36 protein-coding genes are annotated in these 25,387 nt (G+C 60.8%); 29 read left to right on the top strand and 7 right to left on the bottom strand.

Going from position 1 to position 25,387, the window contains the following annotated elements; all coding sequences use genetic code 11:
* From VI26_RS06670 to VI26_RS25145, 5 genes are all read right to left on the bottom strand, one after another.
* A partial coding sequence (locus VI26_RS06670; protein WP_048408960.1) for a hypothetical protein occupies positions 1 to 301 on the bottom strand: 301 nt, incomplete at its 3' end.
* 37 nt (positions 302 to 338) lie between these two features.
* A complete protein-coding gene (locus VI26_RS06665) occupies positions 339 to 530 on the bottom strand; it encodes a hypothetical protein (RefSeq protein ID WP_043632737.1) in 192 nt (63 codons plus the stop codon).
* The gene (locus VI26_RS06660) at positions 527 to 1,171 is read right to left on the bottom strand and encodes a hypothetical protein (protein WP_048408959.1); all 645 of its coding nucleotides are present in this window, start codon (positions 1,169 to 1,171) and stop codon (positions 527 to 529) included. The genes VI26_RS06665 and VI26_RS06660 overlap by 4 nt, the downstream gene beginning before the upstream one ends.
* Complete coding sequence (locus VI26_RS06655; RefSeq protein ID WP_048408958.1) at positions 1,171 to 1,533, bottom strand: hypothetical protein; 363 nt, start codon at positions 1,531 to 1,533, stop codon at positions 1,171 to 1,173. Before VI26_RS06655 ends, VI26_RS06660 begins: the two co-directional genes overlap by 1 nt.
* A gap of 79 nt (positions 1,534 to 1,612) precedes the next feature.
* Positions 1,613 to 1,744, bottom strand: a complete 132-nt coding sequence (locus tag VI26_RS25145; RefSeq protein WP_254894529.1) for a hypothetical protein — start codon at positions 1,742 to 1,744, stop codon at positions 1,613 to 1,615.
* A 971-nt stretch (positions 1,745 to 2,715) separates the two neighbouring features.
* On the opposite strand from VI26_RS25145, the gene VI26_RS06650 reads away from it, so the two are divergent.
* Positions 2,716 to 3,474: an autoinducer binding domain-containing protein gene (locus VI26_RS06650; protein ID WP_048408957.1), complete on the top strand. Its 759-nt coding sequence runs from the start codon at positions 2,716 to 2,718 to the stop codon at positions 3,472 to 3,474.
* Positions 3,475 to 3,644: 170 nt separating this feature from the next.
* Positions 3,645 to 3,842, top strand: a complete 198-nt coding sequence (locus VI26_RS06645) for a hypothetical protein (protein ID WP_048408956.1) — start codon at positions 3,645 to 3,647, stop codon at positions 3,840 to 3,842.
* 22 nt (positions 3,843 to 3,864) lie between these two features.
* Here VI26_RS06645 and VI26_RS24395 read toward each other — a convergent pair whose 3' ends face one another.
* Positions 3,865 to 4,230, bottom strand: a complete 366-nt coding sequence (locus tag VI26_RS24395) for a hypothetical protein (protein ID WP_156183779.1) — start codon at positions 4,228 to 4,230, stop codon at positions 3,865 to 3,867.
* A complete protein-coding gene (locus tag VI26_RS23155; protein ID WP_141111156.1) occupies positions 4,230 to 4,544 on the bottom strand; it encodes a hypothetical protein in 315 nt (104 codons plus the stop codon). The genes VI26_RS24395 and VI26_RS23155 overlap by 1 nt, the downstream gene beginning before the upstream one ends.
* Before the next feature lie 156 nt (positions 4,545 to 4,700).
* Between VI26_RS23155 and VI26_RS06630 the strand changes: the two genes are divergently transcribed.
* From VI26_RS06630 to VI26_RS06510, 27 genes are all read left to right on the top strand, one after another.
* On the top strand, positions 4,701 to 4,946 hold the full coding sequence (locus VI26_RS06630; RefSeq protein ID WP_048408955.1) for a hypothetical protein: 246 nt from the start codon (positions 4,701 to 4,703) through the stop codon (positions 4,944 to 4,946).
* The gene (locus tag VI26_RS06625; RefSeq protein ID WP_048408954.1) at positions 4,943 to 5,401 is read left to right on the top strand and encodes a phage regulatory CII family protein; all 459 of its coding nucleotides are present in this window, start codon (positions 4,943 to 4,945) and stop codon (positions 5,399 to 5,401) included. The genes VI26_RS06630 and VI26_RS06625 overlap by 4 nt, the downstream gene beginning before the upstream one ends.
* 37 nt (positions 5,402 to 5,438) lie before the next feature.
* Positions 5,439 to 6,314 carry a YdaU family protein gene (locus tag VI26_RS23150; RefSeq protein ID WP_053074272.1) on the top strand — a complete coding sequence of 292 codons (876 nt, stop codon included), beginning with the start codon at positions 5,439 to 5,441 and terminating at the stop codon, positions 6,312 to 6,314.
* Positions 6,295 to 6,873, top strand: a complete 579-nt coding sequence (locus tag VI26_RS06615; protein ID WP_048408953.1) for a hypothetical protein — start codon at positions 6,295 to 6,297, stop codon at positions 6,871 to 6,873. Before VI26_RS23150 ends, VI26_RS06615 begins: the two co-directional genes overlap by 20 nt.
* Positions 6,870 to 7,313, top strand: coding sequence for a RusA family crossover junction endodeoxyribonuclease (locus tag VI26_RS06610; protein ID WP_048408952.1), 444 nt, complete (start codon positions 6,870 to 6,872; stop codon positions 7,311 to 7,313). Before VI26_RS06615 ends, VI26_RS06610 begins: the two co-directional genes overlap by 4 nt.
* A complete protein-coding gene (locus tag VI26_RS06605) occupies positions 7,310 to 7,843 on the top strand; it encodes a hypothetical protein (RefSeq protein WP_048408951.1) in 534 nt (177 codons plus the stop codon). Before VI26_RS06610 ends, VI26_RS06605 begins: the two co-directional genes overlap by 4 nt.
* A gap of 89 nt (positions 7,844 to 7,932) precedes the next feature.
* Positions 7,933 to 8,190 carry a hypothetical protein gene (locus VI26_RS24390; protein WP_156183777.1) on the top strand — a complete coding sequence of 86 codons (258 nt, stop codon included), beginning with the start codon at positions 7,933 to 7,935 and terminating at the stop codon, positions 8,188 to 8,190.
* Positions 8,191 to 8,421: 231 nt separating this feature from the next.
* Entirely contained in the window at positions 8,422 to 8,724 is a 303-nt protein-coding gene (locus VI26_RS06600) for a hypothetical protein (protein WP_048408950.1), read from the top strand.
* An 11-nt stretch (positions 8,725 to 8,735) separates the two neighbouring features.
* On the top strand, positions 8,736 to 9,185 hold the full coding sequence (locus VI26_RS06595) for a hypothetical protein (RefSeq protein ID WP_048408949.1): 450 nt from the start codon (positions 8,736 to 8,738) through the stop codon (positions 9,183 to 9,185).
* Positions 9,186 to 9,187: 2 nt separating this feature from the next.
* Positions 9,188 to 10,666 carry a phage terminase large subunit gene (gene terL, locus VI26_RS06590; RefSeq protein ID WP_082150922.1) on the top strand — a complete coding sequence of 493 codons (1,479 nt, stop codon included), beginning with the start codon at positions 9,188 to 9,190 and terminating at the stop codon, positions 10,664 to 10,666.
* Entirely contained in the window at positions 10,648 to 12,846 is a 2,199-nt protein-coding gene (locus VI26_RS06585) for a phage portal protein (protein ID WP_048408947.1), read from the top strand. Before terL ends, VI26_RS06585 begins: the two co-directional genes overlap by 19 nt.
* Before the next feature lie 15 nt (positions 12,847 to 12,861).
* Positions 12,862 to 14,040 (top strand): HK97 family phage prohead protease, encoded by a 1,179-nt coding sequence (locus tag VI26_RS23750; protein WP_048408946.1) that lies wholly within the window; start codon positions 12,862 to 12,864, stop codon positions 14,038 to 14,040.
* 69 nt (positions 14,041 to 14,109) lie between these two features.
* Positions 14,110 to 15,636 carry a hypothetical protein gene (locus VI26_RS06575; protein ID WP_048408945.1) on the top strand — a complete coding sequence of 509 codons (1,527 nt, stop codon included), beginning with the start codon at positions 14,110 to 14,112 and terminating at the stop codon, positions 15,634 to 15,636.
* A 51-nt stretch (positions 15,637 to 15,687) separates the two neighbouring features.
* Positions 15,688 to 15,996, top strand: coding sequence for a hypothetical protein (locus tag VI26_RS06570; RefSeq protein ID WP_048408944.1), 309 nt, complete (start codon positions 15,688 to 15,690; stop codon positions 15,994 to 15,996).
* Positions 15,997 to 15,999: 3 nt separating this feature from the next.
* Positions 16,000 to 16,518, top strand: a complete 519-nt coding sequence (locus VI26_RS06565; protein ID WP_053074270.1) for a head-tail connector protein — start codon at positions 16,000 to 16,002, stop codon at positions 16,516 to 16,518.
* Entirely contained in the window at positions 16,515 to 17,003 is a 489-nt protein-coding gene (locus VI26_RS06560; protein ID WP_053074269.1) for a hypothetical protein, read from the top strand. Before VI26_RS06565 ends, VI26_RS06560 begins: the two co-directional genes overlap by 4 nt.
* Entirely contained in the window at positions 17,000 to 17,431 is a 432-nt protein-coding gene (locus VI26_RS06555) for a hypothetical protein (RefSeq protein ID WP_048408943.1), read from the top strand. The genes VI26_RS06560 and VI26_RS06555 overlap by 4 nt, the downstream gene beginning before the upstream one ends.
* A gap of 67 nt (positions 17,432 to 17,498) precedes the next feature.
* Complete coding sequence (locus tag VI26_RS06550) at positions 17,499 to 18,272, top strand: hypothetical protein (protein WP_048408942.1); 774 nt, start codon at positions 17,499 to 17,501, stop codon at positions 18,270 to 18,272.
* 44 nt (positions 18,273 to 18,316) lie between these two features.
* Entirely contained in the window at positions 18,317 to 18,655 is a 339-nt protein-coding gene (locus tag VI26_RS06545; RefSeq protein ID WP_048408941.1) for a hypothetical protein, read from the top strand.
* 95 nt (positions 18,656 to 18,750) lie between these two features.
* Positions 18,751 to 18,912: a hypothetical protein gene (locus tag VI26_RS06540; RefSeq protein ID WP_156183776.1), complete on the top strand. Its 162-nt coding sequence runs from the start codon at positions 18,751 to 18,753 to the stop codon at positions 18,910 to 18,912.
* 32 nt (positions 18,913 to 18,944) lie between these two features.
* Entirely contained in the window at positions 18,945 to 19,547 is a 603-nt protein-coding gene (locus VI26_RS24385) for a hypothetical protein (protein WP_156183775.1), read from the top strand.
* A 68-nt stretch (positions 19,548 to 19,615) separates the two neighbouring features.
* The gene (locus VI26_RS06535; protein WP_048408939.1) at positions 19,616 to 19,900 is read left to right on the top strand and encodes a phage holin family protein; all 285 of its coding nucleotides are present in this window, start codon (positions 19,616 to 19,618) and stop codon (positions 19,898 to 19,900) included.
* Positions 19,897 to 20,328 carry a lysozyme gene (locus tag VI26_RS06530; RefSeq protein WP_048408938.1) on the top strand — a complete coding sequence of 144 codons (432 nt, stop codon included), beginning with the start codon at positions 19,897 to 19,899 and terminating at the stop codon, positions 20,326 to 20,328. Before VI26_RS06535 ends, VI26_RS06530 begins: the two co-directional genes overlap by 4 nt.
* Positions 20,329 to 20,357: 29 nt before the next feature.
* Positions 20,358 to 23,639: a tape measure protein gene (locus VI26_RS06525; RefSeq protein ID WP_082150921.1), complete on the top strand. Its 3,282-nt coding sequence runs from the start codon at positions 20,358 to 20,360 to the stop codon at positions 23,637 to 23,639.
* Positions 23,639 to 24,235: a DUF2460 domain-containing protein gene (locus VI26_RS06520; RefSeq protein WP_048408936.1), complete on the top strand. Its 597-nt coding sequence runs from the start codon at positions 23,639 to 23,641 to the stop codon at positions 24,233 to 24,235. The genes VI26_RS06525 and VI26_RS06520 overlap by 1 nt, the downstream gene beginning before the upstream one ends.
* A 3-nt stretch (positions 24,236 to 24,238) precedes the next feature.
* The gene (locus VI26_RS06515) at positions 24,239 to 25,093 is read left to right on the top strand and encodes a DUF2163 domain-containing protein (RefSeq protein WP_048408935.1); all 855 of its coding nucleotides are present in this window, start codon (positions 24,239 to 24,241) and stop codon (positions 25,091 to 25,093) included.
* Positions 25,094 to 25,159: 66 nt separating this feature from the next.
* Positions 25,160 to 25,348, top strand: a complete 189-nt coding sequence (locus VI26_RS06510) for a hypothetical protein (protein ID WP_048408934.1) — start codon at positions 25,160 to 25,162, stop codon at positions 25,346 to 25,348.
* Positions 25,349 to 25,387: the final 39 nt, after the last annotated feature.

Genomic DNA, 25,387 nt, shown 5'->3' with positions numbered 1-25,387 from the left:
CGCTGCTGCCGATCTGGGCGTCGTCGCCGCTGCTGTTTAACTCTCCCTCCGGCAACTCCGAATTGATAATCGACGCGCTTACCGCATCGATCGAAGCCATTTCCACCGGCAGGAACTCGTCGCCGAAGTGCTCGAAGCACTTCGCGGATAGCCAGCGAGCATCTGCGGCGCGCTTGTCGTCATAGAGAGCAACCACGATGTCGTGGTAGGAGCCCTCGCCCGCAGGAAACTTGGCGATGAACCATTGATAGCCCTCACGGCAAGCGGACCATTGCTTCAGCAGAACCTTGGTAATTTGCATGTTCTTCTCCTCGCCCTGTGGGCGTAAAAAAGGCCGCTCAGGCGGCCTTGTCGTTGATTGGGTCTTCGCCGGCGAGCTCACGCTCCAGCTGGCGCTGCCAGTAGTCGCCGCGCCGGCGGCGGTGTTCCGGGGTTTCTGGCTTGCTGCGCACCTTGGGGACGAGCTCGCTGGCCCTGGCGCCCTGGGCGATCTGGATGAAGTCGCGCAGCTCGGTGTTGTGGCCGATCATGCGATGAGCCCTTCCACGGAGAAGAGCGCAGCGACGGCGTCGGGCAGGTGGGATATCCGCTCAAACCGGCTACCGGCCTCCAGTTCTTGCCACGGTGCCACGTCTCCGTTGAGGTGCAAGCCGGCTACACCCTCGCTCTCGGTCATCAGGCCTTGGATGTCTTCGACCAAGCCGGAAAGCGCCGCCAGTAGCAAGGTGCGCTGATGCAGTTTGCAGTCCACCTCGTCGAGGGTGGACTCCTCCGGCCGGGCGCCAATTGCCTCGCGTATCGCGCGCAGCTCTGCCCAAGCGTGATCACGCTCCTCAGCCATCGCGGCCAAAGCGGCATTCGAATTGGCGAGTTGAGTCTGAAGTTCATCACGCTGTTTGCGTGCAATATTCAGCTCGGCAAACCTCTGACCGAGGTTTGGATTACCCGGCGCGCCGCCCTGCGCATAGCGCTCCAGCGTTGCAGTATCCCAGCCGACCAAGGCATTCACACATGCCACGATGCGGCGGGCGTTTCGATGCACAACGGACTCCGCAATCAAATGGCCTCCGTAGTACTCGACGTGTTCTGACCCCGGCATCTCTGGGACAGGATCATTAGCAATGACCGTATAGCCAATACCCAGACGCCACGGCTCTTGGGTGTGCTCCATCACGCCGCCTCCCGTTCATCGTCGGCCCGGCCATCCATCTGGTCGCGCGCCGCAGCGGTGTTGAAAGTGCGCACCGCAGCGACCAACGGCTGCATCGGCTCACCCATCGGGCAACCGTCAAACACTTTGCGCAGCAGGTCTTGCCCCAGGAACATGTACAAGGCTTCCAGCGCTTCCGGGCGGCCGCTCTCCCACATCTCTTCGAAGAAACGCTGCCCCATCGCACGGCAGCAATCGGGATCAGCGAGCATCAGATCGATCTCGTGCTCGACGGCCAGGTGGTCAATCTCTTCCGCCGCCATCGCGGCGCCGTGCCGGCCCAGGTCGGCAAGCACTTTGCAAGACAGGTTTTGTAGGCTCATGGTGATCAACTCCAGTAAGGTTGCAGCGCCAGCAACAGCACGATGGCCATGCTGATGGCGATGGTTTGAAGGGCGTAGCTCATCGCGCCCTCACGACTTGGTGAACCGGTGTACCGCGGCGGCTGAACCACATGAAGCGCAAACACTCGCCGTTGGCGCGCAACTGCTGCGCCTGGGCGTCGCTGAGCCAGCCGATCATGAAGTGAGGCATGCTGTGACCTCCAAAAAGAAGCCGCCCGGCGGGGAGCGCGGGCGGCCAAGGTACTGCGGGGGAAATCTGTCCCCGTCTTTCCGGGGTGTCAGCGCTGCGGTAGCTTTCCGTCGAACTTTCCAGCGCATTCCCGACGCATCAGCCGTTGGTTCAGGGCGCCGCACCCCTGTTTGCTGCTGCCGGTTACGTTGTCCGGAGTCGCTTGGCATGCGACCGTCTGCGCTGCCCCTCGCCACCCTTGCCATCGAGCCAAATTCATTGGGGGACGGTAGCCGGCTTTCAACTGCGCCTTTCCGTGGGCTACGACGCACCTCCACCCGTTCGCGTCCTTTGCTCGGTTGCCTGGCCGTGGTCACCAGTCCTGCTGCTGCACATTGAAGCGGGCCGGGCGCTACTCCGGCTCTGTGGTCGATACGCGGTTCGGAGGCTAACTTCTATTGCTCCATCGGCTAACACTGCCCAAGCGGGACTCTCACCCCTACCGCCAGATCTAGTCTGGACACCCGCGCCACGTCTGCGTGTCTGCTTTCCACGCCGCCGCTTCAATGTGCCGCCTCGTTTAGAAGCGGCCTTCTACTTCACTCCCCCGTTTTCTGCCACGGTGGGCTTGGCTTCCTTTGCGTAGGCCCGTGCAGTCTTGCTGGCGGTGCCCTATTCGCGCCTGTCGCATTCCAGGCGCTCTCCCTCAACCGAGTTTTGCAGGCCGTAGCCGCGAGGGTGGTGCTGTTCGCAGGTTGTTTGAGATCGGTGCCCGGTGTGCTGGGCTGGTGACTGAACAATAGCAACGAGCGAATGCACATGCAATAGCAACGAGCTAATTTTTATTAGCAATGTTGCTTTTTTGTCGTGCGACCAATCGCACGTTGCTCAGCAAACTGGGTATCTAAATAGGAAGAAGGGAGGCATGCGAGCTGTTCGGAGGCACAAAGGCAACCAAAAAATGACCTAATGTGAACAATGAGGAGGTCTTAATGCAGATAACGCTTTCAAACCTGCCGGAGGCCGTGGAGCTTTTCAGGCAGCGGACTGGCGCCGTGGTGCATGACGTGGCGGTGCTCAGGCGCGTGCTAATCAAGGTAAGGACTGCGCACGATCTTGAAGCGGCCCTGGCTCTGGTGCGCGCGGCCGCCGGCGGCCTACCGCTCATCTTGGTGGCGTTCTTCGGCGACCAAGGGTTCGACAAAGCGCTGAACATAAACCTCGGCTGGCCCAAAGCCTGGATCGCAACGTACTCAGCAAACCAGTTCCATCGCGTTGACCCTGTTGCCTACGGCCCAGCCGGCGCAGTATTTCCGTGGTCGCCGATGCTGACGACGCTGGAGCCTCGGACAAAACTCGACGAGCAGTTCGCGCGGGCAATCAAAGAAAACCAGATGCAATACGGTCTTTCGTACATTGGAGAGTGGCAGGACTGCCGCGTGATTCTGTCGATGATAGGGAAAGAGATAGAGGACGACCGGGAGACTCGCGATTTGCTGGAAGTGCTAATGCCGGATCTGGTGGACGTTGCCTATAGAGTTTTTGCTTCAAACAGAAAAACTTCCCAAATGGAAGTAATTCAGCAAACACTAATAGAACTGTATTGTCACAAGGGATTAAAAAAAGACGAGATAGCATTAGAATTAGGCATGACGAGAAAAGGCGTGGATTACCACATAAACCAGCTCATGGACCGTTATTCCGCCAACACTATAGAACAATTGATGTTCAAGATTGGTGCATGCGAATAGCTCATCACTCTTAAATACTTGCTTCAAAAATACGTAGAAATACTGTGTACAGTTTTGACTTCCTCTGGGGAAGTGACACTGAACTCCGTCAAATGGGAAAATATCGTCACAACACAACAACATAGTGACAAATGACAGGCCCTACGCTCGACGAAGAAACGGAGTAAGAAATGCAATGCGGTAAAAGTAGCAACACGAATCACCCCTGCATCCACGCGACAAACTGCCATCACTTCAAGGCAATCGTGGACGCGGACAACGAAGAAGGACCTATCGCCCAGCTGCTGGTTCAGATCCTGCCGTCTGGAAAGCTGCGATTGAGCGGCGCAGATGGTGAGGTTGGGAAAATCCTGAAGTTCTTCTCGTGATAAATGGCGCCCCCCGGCGCCATTATGCTTTCTTAGAGCGAAGAATCAACGCATCGCGCATCAGGTTGAGAAATGTTTCTGTCTCAAGCTCAGCAAGGATATGGGCCAACTCCTCCATAGAACGCGCCTCTATTTTTAATTCCCGGCCGTCGCCACATAATGGATGGGGGCGATCCATCCATCCAGTTGGTTTGCCGCAACCTTGCTCCAACTTCCTGGCAAGTGTATGCCCCACACCGCGCGGGCGCCCGCTCGGAAGGGGTACACCGTTCAGGATATGGGATAGATAGGCAGGTGATGTATCTGAAACTTGTGCGACAGCAGCAATAGTAGATCGCTCAACCACCAAAGCCCGGAGGTTTTCAAGTCTTACATCTTCAACCTTCATTACACCTTCTTGGCGTGCTGGGCCAGTGCATCGGTTATCAGCTTGTGCAGGGTGTTTGTCTCCAGCTCACCCAATATGCTGGCGAGTTCCTCCAGAGAACTGGCTTCAATTCGCTGCACCTGGCCACCACTGCCTATAGGATGAGGGTGATCCATCCAGCCCATTGGCTTACCGCAGCCCTGCTCCAGCTTCCTGGCCAAATCCGGACCAACATCACGCGGCTTACCTGTACGCGACGGCACGCGGTTCAATATCTGGCTCAAATAAGATGGGGATGTATCAGCGACCTGGGCGACGGCTGCGATGGTGGACATCTCAGTCACTAAGGTCCGCAAATTATCCAGTCTGATGTCTTCAACTCTCATATCTCACTTATAGCATTTTGCTAAGACCCAATACATGTGCACGTTGCTATTGCTTTAACATTTGCACGTTGCTAATATCGCCTCATCACCACCCTGGAGATGAGCATGAAGCTGAACACCATGACGGCGCAGGAGCGAAAGGCTCTAGCAGAAGCGGCCGGCACAGACCACGTCTACCTGTATCAATGTGGCGCAGGCCTCAGGAAGCCAAGCCCCGACCTCTGCCGCCGCATAGTAAAGGCTGACCCGAGATTTCTTCTGTCCGATCTCCGCCCTGACATCTGGGACGCCAATACGAGCGTAGCAGTCAGCTCGAATGATGAATGCATGAATAGCGAGGTGCAATCATGAGCTCCCGCTACATTCACATCACAGCCGCGGCCCAGACGATCGCGAAGAGCCACCATAACGGCATCGCCGGCCTGGCCGCAGCGATGAAGACCTATCCCAAACTGCTGGCCAACAAGCTGAACCCTACCCTCGCCGCCAACCAGCTGACGCTGGAGGAGGCCGCAGAGATCACCGACCGCACGCAAGACCCTGCGATCGCCGACGCGCTGGCCGCCCTCTGCAACCGCGTGACTGTTGCCCTGCCTGATGCGGAGATAACCCTCAAAGAACTCTCCCGCGAGTGCTGCCGGCTGACGACGGAATGCGGCGAGGTTGCACGCGAGATTTCTGATGCAGAGCAGCCCACATCCGAGTGGGGCGAGCGCGTCAGCCCGGCCGAAGCCAAGCGGATCGAGTCCGCGCTCTGGGATCTGGTCTCGGTGACCATGGGCATGATCCAGCGAGTCAGGGGGTAGGCATGGAACCCCGCAGCATTGCTCATTGGGGGCAGACATGAACTATTACGAGCATCACCTCGGCGACTATGCCGAAGCCACGGCGCACCTCTCTTTCGTTGAGGATGCTGCCTATAGCCGGCTCATCCGAAAATACTACGCGACGGAGACCCCACTCCCGGCGGATCTGCGAACCGTGCAGCGGCTGGTCGGCGCCAGATCTGAGGAAGAGCGCCAGGCCGTCGAAATCGTCCTCAGCGAGTTCTTCACCCTGGCCGATGACGGCTACCACAACGCGCGCTGCGATCAGGAAATTGAGCGTTTCCGCGATAAGCAAAAAAAGGCTCGGCGCAGTGCGAACGCACGCTGGAACAAGGACAAGGAGCAATGCGAAGACGATGCGAGCGCACCGGACACAGCATTACAACCGCAATCCAAAGGCAATGCGAACGCATCCGAGCCGCACAAGCCTAGCAATGCGAACGCATCGAAAAAAGCATGCGAACGCATAGATTCAGGATGCGAAGGCAATGCTCACCAGTCACCAGACACCAATACGCAATCAGTAGATTGCTATGTGAGTGATACGCGCGCAGGAATTCCCGTCCCTGACGACTTTCAACCGGCACGGGTTGACGTGGCGAAAGCACAATCGTCAGGCCTGGATCTGGCGACCGAAGTCGATCGCTTCGTGGCCCACTACCAAGCCCACCGCGAGACCCGTGCTGACCAGCAAGCCTGGGAGGCTCAATTCCGCAAGTGGATGCTCGACCAGCAGCAGTTCAACGCCGACCGGCAGCGTGTAACCGACGCCAAGGTCCGTGCCGCAAACCGTCCAGGTGCTGATGCTGGCCGCGCCGCCGCAGCCGACGCAATCGGCGTTGGCGATCAGTACTTCACCACCGGAGGCAGCTATGAAGCGATCCCATCTTGACCGCGCCACGGTGCGGGAGATTTTCCGCGTTCTCCGCGGCAGTTTCGGAAGCGTGTTCCTCGAAAAATTCAGAACGGGGAAGTTGGTCGAAGGCGGCCCGAATGACGGCCGCGACGTCGGCGTACTGGAGGCAATGGACGTGTGGGCTCACAAGCTGCGGAACCTGTCCGCTGCTGACGTCAAGCACGGCCTGGAGGCCACGTTCAAGCACCCGCCGTCCTGCGACGAGTTCCTGACGGCCTGCTGCGCCCGGGACATCCGGCCACCGGCGCCGGAGTACAACCAGGCCCAGCTTGAGGCGCCGAAGATGACCCGCGAAGAGGCCGAAGTGCAGATCGCCCAGGTAAAACGCGCAGCGCGAGGCATGCGCTTCCCGAGTGACAACGTGCGCAAGCTGGAATGGGCTTACGCCATCGCCGACGAGACCGCGCGAGGCGTCTACAAGGGCGGGATGCATGGCAAGCGTATGGCCGCCGAGGCGATCCGAGACTCGCGCAAGCCTGTCCCCGAGTCCCTGGTGCCGTTCCTGACGAAAACCAACATGGAGGACGCGGCATGACCCCGATCCGCTTCACCGTCCCCGGCGCACCAGTCGGCAAAGGCCGCCCGAAGGTCAGCACGCGCGGCGGCAAGTTCGCACGGATGTACACGCCGGAGAAGACCGCGAATTACGAATCCCTGATCGCCATCGCTGCCCAGCAAGCCATGGCCGGACGACCGCTGATTACAGGCCCTGTCGACGTCCGCATGATGATCACGCTCCCGATCCCTGCCAGCTGGAGCAAGAAAAAGCAGGCGGCCGCCCTCGCCGGCCAAATCCTCCCGACGAAGAAGCCAGACATCGACAACGTCGAAAAGGCAATTTACGACGGCATCAACGGCGTTGTGTGGACTGATGACGTGCAAGTGTGCGACGTGATCAAGCGCAAGCGTTACGGGGCTATACCAGGCGTCACCGTGCAGGTTCAGGAAATACAGGGCGCGCTCTTCGCCGCATGACCGTGATGACCAAACAAAACCAAAACGAAATCGAGGGCGATATGCAGTTCTCAACTATCCGCGCGCTGGTAGGCTGGGCGTTTCAGATCGAAACCGTCAGCATGGTGAAGGTGCAGAAATTTGGCGAGGACACATCGCCGGCGTTCGAGGGATTGACGCCCTGCGACCTGAAGGCGCAAAGCGCGATGGTGATGGCCAAGATCAACCGGCTCCCGCCGGATCAGCGTGCTGTGCTGTGGGCGCTGCACGTACAGCGGGAAACCGAGATTGTTTACCTGACCACGCTCACGCCCTGCAAGTGGCACTGGCGCACAGACATGGACATCATCCGGAAATGGGCTACAGGCGAAGGGCCAGGCTGCCGCGATCTCGGCGACCGGCACAACATTCACTATTCGACCGCCCACCGGTACGAAAAGACGGTGATCAAACAGATGGAGCGACTGATGCACCAGGCCTATTCCGCACTGGAGGAACCGCTATCTGACATTCTCATGGCATTGAGATACGAGGAACGAGACGCTGCATAATCCCCCTCTTGAGAACGTTGTCATCGCCCATATCTACCTGTCCAGGCGCCTTTGCCTGCATGTAAACTTTTAACAAAAAAGGTGTAAAAATGGGGACTTTGATTGTTCAATGTAACCAATGCCAGCGAAGTCATACTGTTGATGTGGCCGAGCTTGAATTCGACACTGTTGGTTCCGATGACCGACAGATGGGGCCGGAAGTGTTGTATGGTGCAGAGCACGATATTTACTGCACCTGTGAGAATCATATTCAAATTTCTCACCAGTACTCTGAGTATCCTATTGGCGTTGAAAATGAAGGGACAACAGACGTCACAGGGGCGTTTGTGATTAGCGATACCCTGTAATTACAAATGAGGTAGTTCACCAGTAGCTTGACAGTCTGGTGCAACAAAACTACCATATTTGCAGCAGCCCAAACCACGTCCATGGTTTGGGCTGTTTTGTTTTCAGGCCTCCTCAAGACCCTCTGCACATCCCCATAATGCAAGGGTTTCGCCCCAGATACCACATGAATAATCCGCCTGATTCATGACCTCGCCCCGCCAGCCGCGGGGCATTTTTTTTTGGAGCTCCAAATGCTGACCCTCACCCCCATCAACGAACAGATGTCCTTCTGCATTCGCCCGGTAAACGTCAACCAGGACGGCTCTATCTCCGCAACCGTTTCCCTTGGCGTGGTCCGGGAGACTGCCCCCGCAAGCGAGGGCCAGCCCGCCAGCCGTACCTTCGTCACCTTCGCCCAGCAGTCCCACTTCATCACGCCGGAAGAGGCGGTGACCGTCCTGGCCACCCGACCGGATGAAGGGGAATCGCTCAACGACGCGCTGTCCCGCGCTGTTCACACCGCGCTGAAGGCTAAGGGCGCGATCCAGTTCTGAAAGAAAAGCCGATGGCGAACCATACAAAGCTGACAGCTGAAAAAATGGCGCGCTTTCTGGAAGTCCTGTCGAACACCGCCAATGTTTCGGCGGCGGCCAAGACGATACGTGTGTCACGCGGCCACCTGTACGAGGTCCGCGCCGGCAACGACGAATTCGCCGCCGCATGGGACGAGGCGGTCAAGCTGGGCACCTCTGCCCTCGAAGACGAGGCAGTGCGGCGCGCCATGGACGGCACGCTGAAGCCGGTGTTCTACAAGGGGCAGAAGTGCGGAACGATCCGCGAGTACAGCGACACGCTGCTGATCTTCCTGCTGAAGGCCCGCGACCCGGACAAGTACGCTGACCGCGTGCGGAAAGAACTGACAGGCCCTGGCGGTGGACCGATTCAGCAGCAAACCCAGCTCTGCAGCGCAGCCGAGTTCCAAGAGGTTCTGAAGGGCATCATCGACGAGGTCTGACCATGAGGGAGTTCAGCGCGAAGGAACGCGAGGCTGCACGCATCGCGGCGCGCGAGGACTTCTATTTCTTCGTGCGCTGGATGTTCCAGCAGCGCAAGAAATTCAAATGGCGCCGCGCCAGGCAGCACAAGGTCATCTGCGAAGCCCTGATGCGTGTCTTCCGCGGCGAGTGCAAGCGCCTGGTCATCAATATCCCGCCGCGGTACTCCAAGACGGAGATTGCGGTCGTGATGTTCACGGCCTGGGCGATGGGGAAATGCCCGGATAGCGAATGGATTCACACCTGCTATTCCGGGAAGCTGGCGACAAAGAACAGCGCCGAGATTCGCGAGATCGTGCGCTCGCCCGCATACCGGGAGATTTTCCCCGACGTCCACTTGCGAGACGACAGCCAGGCTAAGGACGACTGGGGAACGACAGAGGGCGGCGTCTTCTACGCTGTAGGCTCTGGCGGCACGATCACCGGCTACGGCGCCGGCAAGGTGCGCGACGGCTTCGGTGGCGCGATCGTCATCGACGACCCACACAAGGCCGACGAGGCGCGCAGCGACACGATCCGAAACGGCGTGATCGAGTGGTTCCAGAACACACTGGAGAGCCGCTGCAACAGCCCTGAGACGCCGATCATCCTCATCATGCAGCGCCTGCATGAGCGCGATCTATCTGGCTGGCTGCTGGATGGCGGAAACGGCGAGAAGTGGGAGCACGTCAAGCTGAAGGCCCTACAGGATGACGGCACGGCCCTTTGGCCAGAGAAGCACACCGTCGAGCGCCTGCAGATCATGCAGCGGGCCAGCCCCTACACCTTCGCCGGCCAGTACCAGCAAGAACCATCACCGGGCGACGGCAACACATTCAAGCCCGACGCCATACCTATCATCGACGCAATCCCCGCTGGCACACGCTGGGTACGCGGCTGGGATTTTGCCGCAAGTGTGCCCAAACCCGGGCATGCGCCTGACTGGACGGCTGGCGGCAAGCTTGGGATTACGCCCGACGGCCGTTTCATCATCGGCGACATGGTGCGCATGCAAGGCGCGCCTCACGAGGTGGAGAGCACGCTCAAGAACACGGCAGACCGCGACGGCAACAGCGTCAAGGTCAGCATCCCGCAAGACCCCGCGCAAGCCGGCAAGTATCAAGTCGCTGCCTTCGTCCGCCTCCTCGCAGGCAAAACTGTCAGCGCTTCGCTGGAGTCCGGCGACAAGGTGACGCGCGCCGAGCCGTTTGCGGCTCAGTGCAACGTCGGCAACGTGATGATGCTGCGCGCGCCCTGGAACGACGCGCTGATCTCCGAGATGCGGGTGTTCCCCAACGGGATAAACGACGACCAAATCGACTGCCTTTCCCGCGCATTCCACGAACTATTCGGCGGCAACACCGGGATGCTCGACTACCTGCAGAAGCTTGCGCAGGAGGCCGAGGCCCGAGCCGCAGCAGCGCAGCAACAACAGGAAAACCCATGGCTCAACCAAAGATAACCCCCATCGAACAGGGACTGATCGCCCGCGTTGTCGCCGGCGCGCGCTACATGCTCTCCGGCAATGTCCCCGACGAGTGGTTCGGGCCAGGCGAGCCGCCGGCGCCGGCCGCGCCGGAGAGCGTCGCCGGGCGTCAGTCGGACTATCGGACGGGCATCAACCTGAACAGCCGGCCGCGCCAGGACGAAGCGGTTACATTCGCCCAGATGCGCGCGCTGGCTGACAGCTACGACCTGATGCGGCTGATCATCGAGACCCGCAAGGATCAGCTGGCCAAGCTGAACTGGACGGTCAAGCGCAAGGACAAGGTCGGCACGCCGGCGAACGAATCCGCCGAACCGGACGCGCGCTGCGACCAGTTGGTCGAGTTCTTCCAGTCCCCGGACAAGGAGCACGACTGGAACACCTGGCTGCGCATGCTGCTGGAAGACCTGCTGGTGATTGATGCCCCCGCGGTTTATCCACGCCGGACGTTGGGCGGTGCGCTGTACGCCCTGGAGCCGATAGACGGCTCCACGATCAAGCGGGTGCTGGACCAGGGCGGCAGGACGCCGGCGCCGCCTGACCCTGCATACCAACAGATCCTGAAGGGGCTGCCGGCGGTCGATTACACCCGCGAGGAGCTGATCTACATGCCGCGCAACCCGCGCACCCACAAGGTGTACGGCTATAGCCCGGTGGAACAGGTCATCACCACCGTCAACATCGCGCTGCGCCGCCAGGCGCACCAAATGTCCTACTACACCGACGGCGCGACGCCGGACCTGATCTTTCAGGTGCCTGAGAGTTGGCAAGCGGACCAGATCCGGCAGTTTGAGGACTGGTGGAACTCGGTGCTGGCCGGTAACGACAGCGAACGGCGCAAGACTCGATTCGTGCCGAAGGGTGTTGAGCCATTCAACACCAAGGCAGCTGCGCTCAAGGACGAGATGGACGAATGGCTGGCGCGGATCATCTGCTACGCCTTCAGCGTCTCGCCGCAGCCCTTCATCAAGGAGATGAACCGCGCCACCGCGCAGACCGGCGCCGAACAGGCGCTGGCCGAAGGCCTCGCCCCGATGCAGGAATGGGTCAAGGCGCTGATGGACAGGATCATCCTGCGCCATTTCGGATGGAGCGACATCGAGTTCGTCTGGCACGAAGAAGAGTCGGTCAAGCCGCTGGAGCAGTCCGAGATCGACAAGAACTATGTCGAGGCGAAGATCCTGCACCCCGACGAAGTCCGCGCCAAGCGCTTCGGCCTGCCGGCGCTGACGCCCGAGCAACGCGCCGACATGAACCCTGCCCCGCCAGTGGTCGATGACGGCCCAGCCTCTGGGGCAGATGCCCCGGGCGAAGCCGGCGATGACAAGAACGACGACGGCGACAAGGAGGCGCTGGCCAAAGCAAAAAAAGCCATTCGCCCGATCAACCGCGAGCGGACTGCGGTTGTTCGGGCGCGTGCGGCGATGAGTGGCGCTATTGAGCAGTTCCTCGCCGGCCTGGCCGATTCTCTCGCTGACCTGGCGCTGCACGGCGACACGGAAAAAGACGATGGCGCCATGGACTACAGCCCAACCGTCTTCGAAGACGCCATCGAGCGCGCGCGCTGGGATTTGCTGGCGAAGCAGGTTCGCAAGAGTCTGCGCGCCCTGGCCAAGGATGGTGTCGCTGCCGGCTTCGGCCAGCTCGGCGCGGATCTTGGCGACGTGCCGGCGGATGTCCTGGCGCAGGCCAACCAGAACGCGATCGCCTACGCGGACAGCCGGGCGGCCGAGTTGGTGGGCATGCGTTGGGTGGATGGAAAGCTCGTCCAGAACCCTGACGCCCGCTGGCGCATCGACGAGACAACCCGCCTGCGGGTCAATGAGCTGGTCACCTCCGCAACGGAGGAAGGCTGGTCCACCAGCACGCTGGCCAGCGCCATCAGCGAGGACCATGTCTTCGGCGCCGCCCGCGCGGAGATGATCGCGCGAACCGAGTCGGCATTCGCTGACGCCGAGGGCAACCTTGCAGCCTACACGGAGAGCGGCGACGTCGAGGGCGTGGAGTGGATCACCGGCGCCGGCTGCTGCGCCGCGTGTGCAGCACTGGACGGCCAGCGGCGGGCACTCGGCAAACCCTTCCCCCATGGCCGCGGGACCGCACCGGCACACCCGCACTGCCGTTGTGACGTTGTGCCGGTCCTGATAGACGAATAACCCGGAGAAGTGAAGATGAGCAAGAAAACCCTATACGGTGACATCTCGAAAGTGGAGGAGCTGGACGACGGCACGCTGAAGGTCTGGGGCATCGCCTCGACTGAAAGCGAGGACTCGGACGGCGAGATCATCACCGCCGCGGCGATGAAAGCCGCCCTGCCCGACTACATGAAGTTCGGCGCGGTGCGTGAGATGCACCAGCCCAAGGCCGCCGGCACTGCGCTGGAGGCAGAAGTAGGCGACGACGGCACCACCAAGTTTTGCGCTCACGTAGTCGACAGCGAGGCGGTTAAGAAGGTGAAGACGGGTGTCTACAAGGGCTTCAGCATCGGCGGCCGCGTCACTGGTCGCGACGAGCTGAAGAAAAACACCATCACCGGCCTGCGCCTGGCCGAAATCAGTCTGGTAGACCGCCCGGCCAACCCGGGCGCGGTGATCACCTGCTACAAAGCGGACGGCATCGACCTGGACGAACCGCTGGCCAAAGGCCTGTACAGCGTCAGCCGCTTTGCTGACCTGCTCGATAGCCTGGGCTATCTGGTCTCCGGTGCCGAGTACGAAAAGCAGTTCGAGCAAGACGACAGCCCGATCCCTCTGCAGATGCGGGAGTGGCTGGCCCAGGGCGCGGAGCTCCTGAAGGCCATGGCCGCCGAGGAGGTCGACGAGTTGCTGGCCAGCCTGCAGTCGGCGGTCAAGGCAGCCAAGCCTGATGACCTCGCCAAGGTGGATGGCAGCGAAAATGACCTGGCCAAGGCTGGCCGGCGCAACAGCAACACCGACCAGGCCACCCTGAACCAGATTATGAAGCTGCTCAAGCAGCTGGGCGCCGAGGACGCGGACGACGACGAGGCCGACAAGGTGGCCAAGGCCGAGCAATTCGGTGAGCTCACCAAAAAGGCCAGCGACCACGATGCACTGCTGAAAGCCTGCGGCGCGGCAGGCTGCGCCGAGGGCGAGATCGCCGCCGACTTCGTTGCCAAGCTGGGCACCGAGCGCGACACACTCGCCAAGCGCATCAAGGAGCTGGAGGCCACGCCGGAGCCCGCGAAAGCAGTCTTGAAGGCCCTGACCAAGGGCGACGATCTCGGCGGCGCTGACGACACCCCGGCGCCCCAGGTGCAGAACGGCGACGGCAGCACGAACGAGGTCGCCAGCCTGATCAAGATGGTCCACTCCGGCCGCCGCATCGGCTGACAAACAAAGCGTTAAACCCGACCCGCCCAATGGCGGGTTTTTTCATGTCCTCACAGGAGCAAACACGCCATGGGCGCGAATCAAACCGAAGAAACTCTGGAACTGATGAAGGCCGCACAATTGAAAGTGCTGCCGGATGAAATCCTCAAGGCATACATCCAGCCGGGCAGCGCCACTACCGGCCTGCAAGCCTACGATCTGGAAGGCCCCTCCAAAAAGCTCTACCCGATCATCACTCCGCTGCGCAACAGCATCCCGCGCGTCGGCAACGGTTTCGCCACTCAATCCAACTGGAAGGTGGTCACCGCCATCAACATCGGCAACCAGCGCGCCGGCGTGTCTGAAGGCCGTCGCGGTGGTGTAATCCAGCACCAGTCCGCCGACTACTTTGCCGCCTATCGCGGCTTCGGACTCGAAAACAACGTCACCTTCGAAGCGAACTACGCGTCGAAGAACTTTGAGGACGTGAAAGCGTTGGCGGTATCCCAGACGCTGGAATCCACCATGATCGAGGAAGAGCGGCTGATCCTGGGCGGCAACACCTCGGTTGCCCTGGGCGTCACCCCGACCCCTACCGTTATCGCCAGCAACGGCGGCGGCAACTTGCCTGCCGGCAACTATTCGGTGATTTGTGTCGCCCTGGGCGTGCAGGCCTGGCTGGATGTCTCCGGCCCGAACAATGGCGCCATCGGCCAGGCGTTTGATCCGGCATTCAGCCGCGTGCCCGGCCAGATCAGCCGCAACAACGCCGACGGCACCGTCGAGACCTTCGGCGGCGGCTCGGCGCAAAAGTCGGCCCCTGGTTCCGGCACCACCTCCGGCACCACTGGCTCGCTCACCGCCACCGTTTCCACCGTGCGCGGCGCCGTGGGCTACGCCTGGTATCTGGGCGCGGCCGGCGCGGAGAAGTTGGTCGCGCTGTCCACCATCAACAGCGTGGTGCTGAAGGATGCGCCGCAGGCCACCGCGCAGCCGGCCAGCGAACTGCAGGCGAGCGACAACTCCACCAGCCAGCTCGACTTCGACGGCCTGCTGGTGCAAGCATTCAAGCCCGGCAGTAACAGCTATGTGAAGGTGATGCCCACCGGCAACGCCGGCCAAGGCACCCCGCTGACCAGCGACGGCGCCGGCGGCATCGCGGAGTTCGAAGAGGCGTTTGCCTGGTTCTACAGCCGCTACCGCCTGAGCCCGTCGACGATCTACGTCAGCACCCAGGAACTGCTGAGCGTCACCAAGAAGATCATCGCCAACGGCGGCGCGCCGCTGCTGCGCTTGTCGATCGACGCATCGAATCCGGCGACCATCTCGGCCGGCACCGTGGTCGGCGACTACCTGAACAAGATCACCGGCGAGCGCGTCAAAATCCGCGTTCATCCGAACATGCCGTCCGGCACGATCTTTTTCTTCACCGAGCGCCTGCCATACCAGCTGAACAACATCGGCAACATCGTCCAGATGAAGATGCGCCAGGACTATTACCAGATTGAATGGCCGCTGCGGTCCCGCCGCTACGAGTACGGCGTTTACGCCGACGGCGTGCTGCAGCACTACGCGCCGTTCTCGATGGGCGTCATCACCAACATCGCCAAGGATTAACCCCTGCCGCCCGGCCATGCCGGGCAGCACCATCACCAAGGAGATTCACACATGGCCAAATTCAAATGCCCGGAGGGCGTCAGCTCCGTCAGCGTGGGCGGCGAGCAGTTCAATGCCGACGATGAAGGCTTCATCGAAGCGCACGACAACCTGGCCGGCCTGCTGGAGCCGCACGGCTTCACGCGCGAGAAGGAGCCCAAGCCGCCCCAGGCCGGCGCCGAGGAGCTGAGGCAGAAAAGTGGCTTTGAGCCACCGGTGCGATCCCCTGCGCCGCTCGACACCCAGCAGGAAGAGCAAAAGCAGTCCCGCCGCAAGGCCGCCACCGCGCCCCAGGCCGGCGCCGAGCAGGCGCAGGAGTAAGCCATGCTGACCACACTGGAGAACGCGAAGTCATGGCTGAACATGCCCGATAGCGCCAGCGATGTAATGCTGACGCGGTTGATCACCGCCGCCAGCGAGTTCATCGAAAACTGGTGTGGCCGGCGCTTCGCAAAACAGGAATACACCGAACGACGCGACGGCCACGGAAACGACGTGATGGTGCTGGGCGCATGGCCGGTGTCCCAGGTTTCCAGTGTGGTCATCGACGGCCAGCCCGCGAGCTTCGTCTTCGACAAGACCAAGGTCGCGCTGCTCGGCGGCAATCGATTCACCCGCGGCCGCATGAACGTCCTTATCACCTACCAGGCCGGCTATGACACGACCCCGCCGGACATCGAGCAGGCCTGCATCGATCTTGTTGCCCTGCGCTTCAAGGAGCGCGACCGAATCGGCCACCAGTCAAAGAGCATGGCCGGCGAAACGGTGACGTTCTACATCGGCGAACTCTCCCCCGCTGCGCGCGGTGTGCTGACCCAATATCGAAAGGTGGTGCCGATATGATTCGCCACGAGATTGTGGGCGATAAGCAAACGATCGAGTTCCTGCGGCAGGTCCACCCGCAGGTGCAGCGCAATGTCGAAACCACCATCGGCCGGCTGACGCTGAGGCTGCTGGCTAAGGTCAAAGCGGAAAAGCTGTCCGGCCAAGTGCTCAACGTCCAAACCGGCCGCCTGCGGCGCTCGATCAACCGGCGCATCGCCGGCGCGGGAACGACCTCGATTGCTGGCTTTGTCGGCACCAATGTCGAGTACGGCCGGCGCTGGGAGTTGGGCTTTGATGGCACCGAGACCGTGCGCGAGCACCTTCGGCTGGTCAAGCAGGCCTGGGGCAAACCCATTGCGCCGCGCATGGCCACGGTGAAGGCCCACACACGCAAGGTCGAGCTGCCGGCTCGGTCCTTCCTACGCTCTGCGCTGACGGAAATGGAAAGCGAAATTGTCAGCGCGCTGTCGGAGGCGACACGGAAAGGGATTCAACGCAGATGAACCGAGAGCAAATTTACGCCGAACTGTTTGAGCGGCTGAAAGCCATTCCCGGGCTGCGCACCACAAGCCGAAAGCTTCGACACTGGAGCGATGTGGATTCGAGTCAGCAGCCCGCTCTTTTCCAGGCTCAAGGGCGCCAGATAGCCGCGCCAGGCGATCCAGCCCGCGGCGTTCCGACGAAATGGACGCTGTTGGTCGATGTCTACGTCTACGCTCGCACCGACGGCGATCGTGTGCCTGGCACCGTGATGAACCCGCTTCTGGATGCGATCGAGGCCGTGACCAAGACCGACAACCCGATGCAACGCGTCCAGACCCTCGGCGGCCTTGTTGAGCGCTGCTGGATCGAGGGCGACATCGAAACCGACGAGGGCAGCCTCGGCGATCAGGCGGTGGCCATCGTGCCGTTCCGCATCCTGGCGACCTGACGGCGCCGCATTTTCACCAATCCAGCCCGGCCCCGTGCCGGGCTCTCTCGTTTATGGAGACTCCACAATGTCGCAATTTGGATTCGGCTCGGGCATCCTCTGGGCCACCCCGCAAAAAGACGCCCTGGGCAATGTCATCGCCAACCCGACGCCGATCATGGTAGGCGTGATGCAGGAAGGCAGCGTCGACATCAACTTCGAAAACAAAACGCTGCACGGCCAGAACCAGTTCCCGGTCGCGGTCGGCCGCGGCAAAGGCAAGATCACCGGCAAGGCCAAATTTGCCCAACTGTTCGGCGCCATGTTCAACAGCATAATTTTCGGCCAGACCCTGACCGGCGGCCTGGTGACCGCCAACTACGACACCGCCGGCCAAGCCATCCCGGCATCCCCGTCGCAAGTCACCGTCAGCCCGCCGAACGGCGGCACTTTTACCCGCGACTTCGGTGTCATCGGCAGCAAGGGCTTGCCGCTGAAACGAGTGGCCAGTGCGCCGACTGCCGGCCAGTACATGGTCACCGCCGGCGGCCAGTACACCTTCGCGACGGCCGACGCCGGCAAGACGGTATTCATTAACTACGAATACACCGTCGACACCACCAGCGCACCGGATGCGACCAAGTCCACGGTGATGAACCTGCCCATGGGCTCCGCTCCGGCGTTCACCGCCGACCTGTTCCTGCCCTACCAGGGCAACAGCATGAAGATCACGCTGTTCTCTGCCATCGCCGGCAAGTTGAGCCTGTCCACAAAGCAGGATGACTTCCTGGTGCCCGAGTTCGACTTCGAAGCCTTCGCCGACCCCATGGGCCGCGTCATCTCCTACAGCCTGTCCGAGTAAACCCACCAGCCCGGCCGCCGGCCGGGCGCTCTGGAGCGTAAAGCATGACCGAGATCGTCAAAGTCAAAGGCGTCCCCGTGACGCTCGGCGACAAGAAATACATCATTCCGCCGCTGAACCTGGGCGCGCTGGAGCAGTTGCAGGAGCGGCTGGCCGCGTTCACCGGCGGCATTGACGCCGCCAGCGTCGGCACGGTGTTGGATGCGGCGCATGCCGCGCTGCTGCGCAACTATCCCGGCATCACCCGCGACGACGTCGCCGCCGTGGTCGACGTCGGCAACATGGGCGAGGTGATGGAAGCCGTCATGGACGTTTCCGGCCTCAAGCGGAAAGCCATCGAGGCCGAGACCGCCGCCGCGGGGGAGCCGACGGGGAAGGACTAGAGGGCTGGGGCGAGATTTACTCCCACCTCATCGCCTGCACCGGCTGGAGCTGGGAATATATCGCCGAACACATGGACCTTCCCCGGCTTGAAGCCATGAACACCTACTGGCGCAATCACCCGCCCCTGCACCTGATGGTCGCCGCATATCTGGGCATCAAGTCAGAGCCAAAGAGCACGGCAGGAGGCCAGCCCGATGATCAGCCCGACCTGGGCGCCTTGCTTGCCCAGTTCCCGCAAGCGGGGATGCAGGGTTAGAATCCCCTCGTCATCAAAGACATGGGGGTGGTATGAGAAAAGTAGTCATCGCATTATCGGTGGCGATCTTAGGCGGGTGTAGTCAAGAAAAAGATCAACCAAAATCCGAGAACGTTCCACCTTTGGAAATGCCTCAAAATTACTCTGAAAACAAGAGTAAAAATGATGGACCATTCGGATTCACAATGGGAGCAAAATTAGAGCAGCTAAGTGCCATAAAACCACATGACACACAAAAAAACAGTCAATGGCTAACAAATATGGCTCCAGGAGATGCTGGAGATTTCGACTTGTTCACATTGACTATTACTAAAATAAATGGATTGTGTTCTGTTGATGCTTCAGCCACTTCGGTAGCGAATGTCAAACCTATTCTTGAAGCTTTAAAAGCAAGACTGGCAGACAAGTATGGCGAGATAAATTCCGAGATCGGAAGGGAGTTGCCTACTTCTGAAGGCTATAGACAGGGTGATTTTTCTTATAAATTTACTTGGGCCCCCAAAAAGGAAACAAATCTGGAAAAAATAGAATTAGCTGGCTCTTACATTAACGGCAACCCTTACCTCACTTTGAAATACAAGTTTGTGAACTATCAGGATTGCATGAAAGAAATAGCATCAAAGCCTCAGATATAAATCTTTCATAATATCGCCCATAAAATTCCACCCGCCTCTCGGCGGGTTTTTCTATTCAAGGAACCATCATGCAGGAGCACGAGAAAGGTGTTCTGTACTTGGTCGTAATCGGTGCCGTAATTGGCCTGGGCAAGCTGCTCGTGAGCTCGGAAAAGATCACCGGCCGCCTGGCGCTGGGCCGGGCCATCCTGGGCGGCGCGACGTCCACTGTTGCCGGCGTCGTGCTGGCGCAGTTTCCCACTATTCCTCTGCCTGCCCTCATTGGCGTGGGCAGCGCGCTGGGCATCCTTGGCGCCCAGTTCCTGGAGGCGTGGCTGAAAACCCGGGTCAACCAATTGGAGCAAAAACCATGAAAACAAGCGATGCAGGAATCACGCTGGTGAAGAGTTCCGAGGGCCTGAAGCTGGTCGCATACAAATGCCCGGCCGGCATCTGGACGAACGGCTACGGCCACACAGGGCCGGACGTGACGCCTGGACAAGTCATCACCCAGGCGCAGGCCGACGCGCTGCTGGCGCGCGACTTGGAGCGATTTGAAGCCGGTGTCGCGCGGCTGGTCAAGGTGCCGCTGAACCAGAACCAGTTCGATGCGCTGGTCTGCTTCAGCTTCAATCTTGGTCTGGGCGCGCTGCAAGGCTCTACGCTGCTGCGATTGCTCAACGCGGGCGACTACGCCGGCGCGGCCGCACAGTTCCCGCGCTGGAACAAGGCCGGCGGCAAGGAGCTGCCCGGTCTCGCCCGGCGCCGCGCAGCCGAGCAATCCCTCTTTCAGGCCGCTTAACCAGCGGCCTTTCTCTTTTGGTGGTCTAGATGAGCAACGATATCGAAGTTCGGATTGGCTCGCGCACGAGCGATCTGGAAGCCGGCATGGGCCGGGCAACCCGAGTTATCGCGGACTCGATGTCCGATATCCGCCGCCAGCTCGACGGCATCGGCAATATGTTCAACAGCGTCATCGGGCTGGCGGGCGGCGCTGGCCTGGCGATGCTTGGCCGGCAGGCCGTTGGCGTCATGTCCAATTTCGAGCAGTTGGAGATCCGGCTCAACTCGGTGATGGGCAGCGTCGGCAAAGGACAGGAGGCTTTCGCCTGGATTCAGCAGTTTGCCAAAGACACGCCGTATCAGGTCAACGAGGTCACCCAGTCTTTCATGCTGCTGAAGAACATGGGCATAGACCCCATGGGAGGCGCGATGAAGTCGATCGCCGACCGCGCGGCGCAGACTGGCGGCGGCTTCGAGACGCTGCAACGAATATCCCTCGGCCTCGGCCAAGCCTGGACGAAGGGCAAGCTGCAGGGCGAAGAGGCGATGCAGCTTCTGGAGGCCGGTGTCCCAGTCTGGGACATGCTGTCCAAGGTGCTCGGCAAGACCACCGCCGAGGTCCAAGAGCTCTCATCAAAAGGCCGGCTCGGTCGTGATGTGCTGAAGGCGCTGATCGACGAAATGGGGCGTTCGTCCGAAGGCGCAGCGGAAGCCCAGATGAAGAGCCTGGGCGGCATGTGGTCGAACTTCATCGACAACATCGAAGGTGCGCTGAACAGACTGCGCAAAGACGGCGCGCTCGACCCTCTGAAGACGATGATGTCCGAGATGAACGCCGAGTTCGAAAAGCTCGAAAGCAATGGCACCCTTGCCCGCTGGAGCTCCGAGCTTGCCGAAAGCATCAAGGCGGTCGGCAGCGGCATGGCCAGCGCCAAGCAGTTTGTTTCGGAATATGGCGACCAGATCAAGTTCCTGGCCGGCGCCTATGTGACCCTGAAGGCGGCCCAGGCCGGCAGCAACATGGTCAGCCAGTTGACCGACGAGATGCGCGCGCGCGTTGCTGGGATGGCCGCCGCGAAGGAGAAAGCAGCCGCGGACCTGGCCGCCGCCAATGCTTCCAGCATTGCAGCAAAGCAGACTCTGCTGCTGGCAGAGAGCGAGAACACCGCCGCGCGCGCGGAGCTCCAGCGAGCGGCGGTGCAGGTAGAGAGCTGGCAAGCGGCCCTCCGCTCCGCAAAAGCCGAAACAGACCTGGCCGCGCGCACCCAATTGACTGCGCAGGCCCAGACCGAGCTGACCGCAGCCCTGGCAGCTCGAAACACGGCAGTTGCCCGTGCGGCGACCGCTACCGAGGCCCTGGGTCGCGCCAATACGGCGGCCACCGCCAGCACGAAAGCCGCCACCGTTGCCCAGGTCGCTTTCGAACGTGCAACGACCGTTGCCGGCCTGGCGGCGCGCGGCTTCTCCACTGTCATGACCGCGCTCGGCGGTCCTGTCGGCATCGCCATCATGGCGCTGGTTGCCCTGGTCACCCACTGGGACGACGTAGCCGCCGCCGCCGGCAACGCCGCAGCAAAGTCGCGCAAGGCAGCTGACGACATCAAGCAAGCGCTTTCCGATGTCGACGTCTCGCGCATGCGCCAAGGGCTGAAGGAGGCAACGGACGAATTCAACCGCCTCAAGTTGAAGCGACAGACCTCCGGCGGCAACCTGACCGTTGACCAGCGCGCGCTCGGAGCAGCGGAGGATGAAGCCCGCGGGCGGATGCTGCTCTATCAAAAAGGCTTGGACGACGTCCAAAAAACTCAAGCCCAAAATGCCTACCAGCCAATCTTGGACAAGTACAAGGGTGAAGATCCGGAGTGGCGCAAGCAGCAGGAAGAGAAAAAAGGCGACAGCACCTCCGGCGGCCCGCCGAAGCTGCTCGACGAGAAGGAGAAGAAAAAGCATAAGCCGAAGGAGGAGTCGCGCCTCAGCGAGTGGAACAACGAACTCGACTCGAAACGCCTTGATGCCGAAATGGCTGGGAGCAAGCTTTCTGCCCAGGCGGAGGCGGATTTCTGGCAGCAGAAGCTGGCGCTGACCAAGGCAGGCAGCAAGGAGCGCGAACAGGTCGTGCGCCAACACACCCATGCGCTGCTGGCAATACAGCGCGAGGGCGACCGCAACGCGAAGGAGCTGGAGCAGGCGCAAATGGACGCGCGCCGGCAGGCGCAGGACACCGCGCTGCAAATCGACGAGGCCGCATATCAACGCGAAGTTGAGATGCTTGGACTATCAGCTGACGAGCAGGAGGCCACGCTCATAGCCTTCGAGCAGCGCCGGCTGGAGATCAAGCAGTCATTCCTGGACCAGCGCATCGCGGCGCTGGAGCGCGACCCGGACCACAACATCGCGGAAGTTTACCGCCTGCAGCAGGAGCGGGAGCAGGCCGAAGTCCAGCACCAGGCCAGGCTTGCGGAGATTAGAGGCGCATCCGCAAAACCGGGATACGACCGCTGGCAGGGTGCGGAGGACGACACGAGCAGCATGTACGAGGACGGCCTTCAACGGATGCTGCAAGGCACCCTGTCGTTCAAGCAAGCCATTCAGGGTGTTTGGGCCGAGATTGGGCGCATCATGGTGCAAAACTTGGTGTTGAGGCCAGCCGCCGAACTTGCCGGAAAATACACTCGGGAAATAGCCCAAGAAAGCGCTCATCATGCAGCCTTGTTCGCCATCGAGCAGGGATGGCTTACCAAGAAGCTGGCGATCAAGCTGGGCCTGATCAAGGCGGACGCCGCCGCCACCGCAACGGGGGAAACCGTCAAAACCGGCGCAGTCGCCGCGGGCGAGGCGGCTCGAACCGGGGCGACGGCCACCGGCACGCTCGCGCGCCTGGGCCTCAAGGCGATGGAGGCGGTGAAGTCCATCATGCTCAGCGCCTGGGAGGCCATGGCCTCAGCATTCAAAGCAATTGTCGGAATCCCCTATGTTGGACCAGTCCTTGCTGTTGGCGCTGGTGCGGCCGCCTTTGCCGCCGTATCTGGAATCGCAAGCAGGGTCAAATCCGCGCGCGGAGGCTACAGCATCCCGCGCGGCGTCAACCCGATGACCCAACTGCACGAAGAGGAAATGGTGCTGCCTAAACCCTACGCCGAAGTAATTCGAGAGATGGCGGAAGGCAAAGGAGGCGGAGAGCAAGGTCAGGGTGGCGCTGCAGCACCCGCGCCCAGTCTGCCGCCCATTCAGTTGACCGGCGTTTCAGCTGGGGAATTCTTTGTCGCATCCCGCAAGGATTTGCTTAAGGTTCTCAAGGCTGCAAAGCGTGATTTTGCAGGGGGTTTTTGATGAGCAACGCCATCTTCCCAACCTTCCCCGGCCTGGCCTGGGGGGTGGTCAAGGCGCCGCAGTTCACGACGCGCATTCAGCGCGCAGCCAGCGGTCGAGAGCTGCGGGCGTCCTTGACCGCATACCCCACGTACACGATCCGGCTATCGTTCGAGTTCCTGCGCGCTGACGAATTCCAGCAATTGCTGGGCTTCTTCCTGGCGCGGCGCGGCGCGTGGGACTCGTTCCTGTTCACGGACCCTGACGACTGCCAGGTGACTGACTACCGGATCGCCGCCGGCGACGGCAATCGCAACCTGTTCCAGCTGCTGCGGCCCTGCGGCGGCTTCATCGAGCCAGTCGAGAACGTCAACACGATAACGGAGGTGCGTGTCGGTGGCGCGGTGAAGATCCAAGGCAAGGATTACACCGTCACGCCGACCGGCATCCTCGTCTTCAACCCGGCGCCAGGCCCTGGCCAGGATGTGACTTGGACGGGCAGCTACTACTACCGGTGCCGCTTCAAAGACGACTCCGCCGATTTCTCCAAATTCATGCAACAGCTCTGGGAGTTCAAGAAGTGCGAGCTCGTGGGGGCGACTGGAAATAAGGTCTGAAACATGCGTAATGCAAGCCCTGCCCTGCAGGCCCTGCTGAATTCTGGCAGGGCCTTTTTCATGGCCGATCTGTACACCTTCACGCTGGTCGGCGGCGCCATTGTCCGATACACGAGCGCTGACGTGGACCTCGTCGTCAATGGCCAGACGTTTTCGTGCAAAGGGCCGCTATTCAAGCGTGGCCGCACGCGCTTGACTCTGGGCCTGGAAGTGGACACGCTCGATCTGACCCTGTTCGCAGACAGCACCCACACGATCAACGGCGTGCCATGGCTCCATGCGGCGCGCGTCGGCGCCCTGGATGCGGCGGCTGTGCGCCTGGAGCGCGTGTTTTCTACCGACTGGACCGATACCAGCGCCGGCAGCATCCTGCTTTTCGAAGGGCGCATCGCTGACGTGAAGCCCAGCAGGACGGAACTGCGCTTGACGGTGAAATCTGAACTGGAGCTGCTGGACACCCAGATGCCGCGCAACCTCTACCAGCCCGGCTGCCTTCATACCCTGCACCAGGGCGGTTGCGGCATCTCGAAAGAGGCATTTGCCATCAACAGCACCGTGAACGGTGGCAGCACCGTCAACCGGATCAACTGCTCGCTGACACAGGCAGTCGGCTATTTCTCGCTGGGGACCATTCGCTTTAACAGCGGCCCAAATGCCGGCGTGATCCGGTCGGTGAAGGATTACAGCCCCGGGGTTGTGACGCTGTCCGCCCCGCTAGTCATGCAGTGCAACCCGGGCGACAGCTTCACGATCTATCCCGGATGCGACAAAACCAAGGCGACCTGCCAGTCCAAGTTCAACAACGTGATCAACTTCCGCGGCCATCCGTATGTTCCGGCTCCGGAGACCGTGCTATGACGCATTGATAATTGCAGCAGTGGCACAATATGGCCATTTCCTTCATTTGCTCAGATTGGAAAATCAATGGAGTACCAAATTTTGATTGGTGGCGGCGCAACCCCCGAGAAAGCAGCAGTTAGCCTAGAAGACAAGGTTAGATCAGCGATTCGTTCGGAATGGAAGCTCGAAGGTCAGCCTTTCGTCATTCCTGATCCGCGTACAGGAACGGGTGTCTTTTACACTCTGGCTCAAGCCATGATCCGCAACAAGTAACAAGCAATCCACCTCAATCAAAGCGCCTCCGGGCGCTTT

Source organism: Chromobacterium sp. LK1, assembly GCF_001043555.1.
Classification (GTDB): domain Bacteria; phylum Pseudomonadota; class Gammaproteobacteria; order Burkholderiales; family Chromobacteriaceae; genus Chromobacterium; species Chromobacterium aquaticum.
This window is presented reverse-complemented; position numbering and strand designations above follow the sequence as displayed.

Coding starts and splice junctions, on each gene's coding strand:
- VI26_RS06665 (WP_043632737.1), bottom strand. CDS start 530: ATGATCGGCCACAACACCGAGCTGCGCGACTTCATCCAGATCGCCCAG.
- VI26_RS06660 (WP_048408959.1), bottom strand. CDS start 1,171: ATGGAGCACACCCAAGAGCCGTGGCGTCTGGGTATTGGCTATACGGTC.
- VI26_RS06655 (WP_048408958.1), bottom strand. CDS start 1,533: ATGAGCCTACAAAACCTGTCTTGCAAAGTGCTTGCCGACCTGGGCCGG.
- VI26_RS25145 (WP_254894529.1), bottom strand. CDS start 1,744: ATGCCTCACTTCATGATCGGCTGGCTCAGCGACGCCCAGGCGCAGCAG.
- VI26_RS06650 (WP_048408957.1), top strand. CDS start 2,716: ATGCAGATAACGCTTTCAAACCTGCCGGAGGCCGTGGAGCTTTTCAGG.
- VI26_RS06645 (WP_048408956.1), top strand. CDS start 3,645: ATGCAATGCGGTAAAAGTAGCAACACGAATCACCCCTGCATCCACGCG.
- VI26_RS24395 (WP_156183779.1), bottom strand. CDS start 4,230: ATGAAGGTTGAAGATGTAAGACTTGAAAACCTCCGGGCTTTGGTGGTT.
- VI26_RS23155 (WP_141111156.1), bottom strand. CDS start 4,544: ATGTCCACCATCGCAGCCGTCGCCCAGGTCGCTGATACATCCCCATCT.
- VI26_RS06630 (WP_048408955.1), top strand. CDS start 4,701: ATGAAGCTGAACACCATGACGGCGCAGGAGCGAAAGGCTCTAGCAGAA.
- VI26_RS06625 (WP_048408954.1), top strand. CDS start 4,943: ATGAGCTCCCGCTACATTCACATCACAGCCGCGGCCCAGACGATCGCG.
- VI26_RS23150 (WP_053074272.1), top strand. CDS start 5,439: ATGAACTATTACGAGCATCACCTCGGCGACTATGCCGAAGCCACGGCG.
- VI26_RS06615 (WP_048408953.1), top strand. CDS start 6,295: ATGAAGCGATCCCATCTTGACCGCGCCACGGTGCGGGAGATTTTCCGC.
- VI26_RS06610 (WP_048408952.1), top strand. CDS start 6,870: ATGACCCCGATCCGCTTCACCGTCCCCGGCGCACCAGTCGGCAAAGGC.
- VI26_RS06605 (WP_048408951.1), top strand. CDS start 7,310: ATGACCGTGATGACCAAACAAAACCAAAACGAAATCGAGGGCGATATG.
- VI26_RS24390 (WP_156183777.1), top strand. CDS start 7,933: ATGGGGACTTTGATTGTTCAATGTAACCAATGCCAGCGAAGTCATACT.
- VI26_RS06600 (WP_048408950.1), top strand. CDS start 8,422: ATGCTGACCCTCACCCCCATCAACGAACAGATGTCCTTCTGCATTCGC.
- VI26_RS06595 (WP_048408949.1), top strand. CDS start 8,736: ATGGCGAACCATACAAAGCTGACAGCTGAAAAAATGGCGCGCTTTCTG.
- terL (WP_082150922.1), top strand. CDS start 9,188: ATGAGGGAGTTCAGCGCGAAGGAACGCGAGGCTGCACGCATCGCGGCG.
- VI26_RS06585 (WP_048408947.1), top strand. CDS start 10,648: ATGGCTCAACCAAAGATAACCCCCATCGAACAGGGACTGATCGCCCGC.
- VI26_RS23750 (WP_048408946.1), top strand. CDS start 12,862: ATGAGCAAGAAAACCCTATACGGTGACATCTCGAAAGTGGAGGAGCTG.
- VI26_RS06575 (WP_048408945.1), top strand. CDS start 14,110: ATGGGCGCGAATCAAACCGAAGAAACTCTGGAACTGATGAAGGCCGCA.
- VI26_RS06570 (WP_048408944.1), top strand. CDS start 15,688: ATGGCCAAATTCAAATGCCCGGAGGGCGTCAGCTCCGTCAGCGTGGGC.
- VI26_RS06565 (WP_053074270.1), top strand. CDS start 16,000: ATGCTGACCACACTGGAGAACGCGAAGTCATGGCTGAACATGCCCGAT.
- VI26_RS06560 (WP_053074269.1), top strand. CDS start 16,515: ATGATTCGCCACGAGATTGTGGGCGATAAGCAAACGATCGAGTTCCTG.
- VI26_RS06555 (WP_048408943.1), top strand. CDS start 17,000: ATGAACCGAGAGCAAATTTACGCCGAACTGTTTGAGCGGCTGAAAGCC.
- VI26_RS06550 (WP_048408942.1), top strand. CDS start 17,499: ATGTCGCAATTTGGATTCGGCTCGGGCATCCTCTGGGCCACCCCGCAA.
- VI26_RS06545 (WP_048408941.1), top strand. CDS start 18,317: ATGACCGAGATCGTCAAAGTCAAAGGCGTCCCCGTGACGCTCGGCGAC.
- VI26_RS06540 (WP_156183776.1), top strand. CDS start 18,751: ATGAACACCTACTGGCGCAATCACCCGCCCCTGCACCTGATGGTCGCC.
- VI26_RS24385 (WP_156183775.1), top strand. CDS start 18,945: ATGAGAAAAGTAGTCATCGCATTATCGGTGGCGATCTTAGGCGGGTGT.
- VI26_RS06535 (WP_048408939.1), top strand. CDS start 19,616: ATGCAGGAGCACGAGAAAGGTGTTCTGTACTTGGTCGTAATCGGTGCC.
- VI26_RS06530 (WP_048408938.1), top strand. CDS start 19,897: ATGAAAACAAGCGATGCAGGAATCACGCTGGTGAAGAGTTCCGAGGGC.
- VI26_RS06525 (WP_082150921.1), top strand. CDS start 20,358: ATGAGCAACGATATCGAAGTTCGGATTGGCTCGCGCACGAGCGATCTG.
- VI26_RS06520 (WP_048408936.1), top strand. CDS start 23,639: ATGAGCAACGCCATCTTCCCAACCTTCCCCGGCCTGGCCTGGGGGGTG.
- VI26_RS06515 (WP_048408935.1), top strand. CDS start 24,239: ATGCGTAATGCAAGCCCTGCCCTGCAGGCCCTGCTGAATTCTGGCAGG.
- VI26_RS06510 (WP_048408934.1), top strand. CDS start 25,160: ATGGAGTACCAAATTTTGATTGGTGGCGGCGCAACCCCCGAGAAAGCA.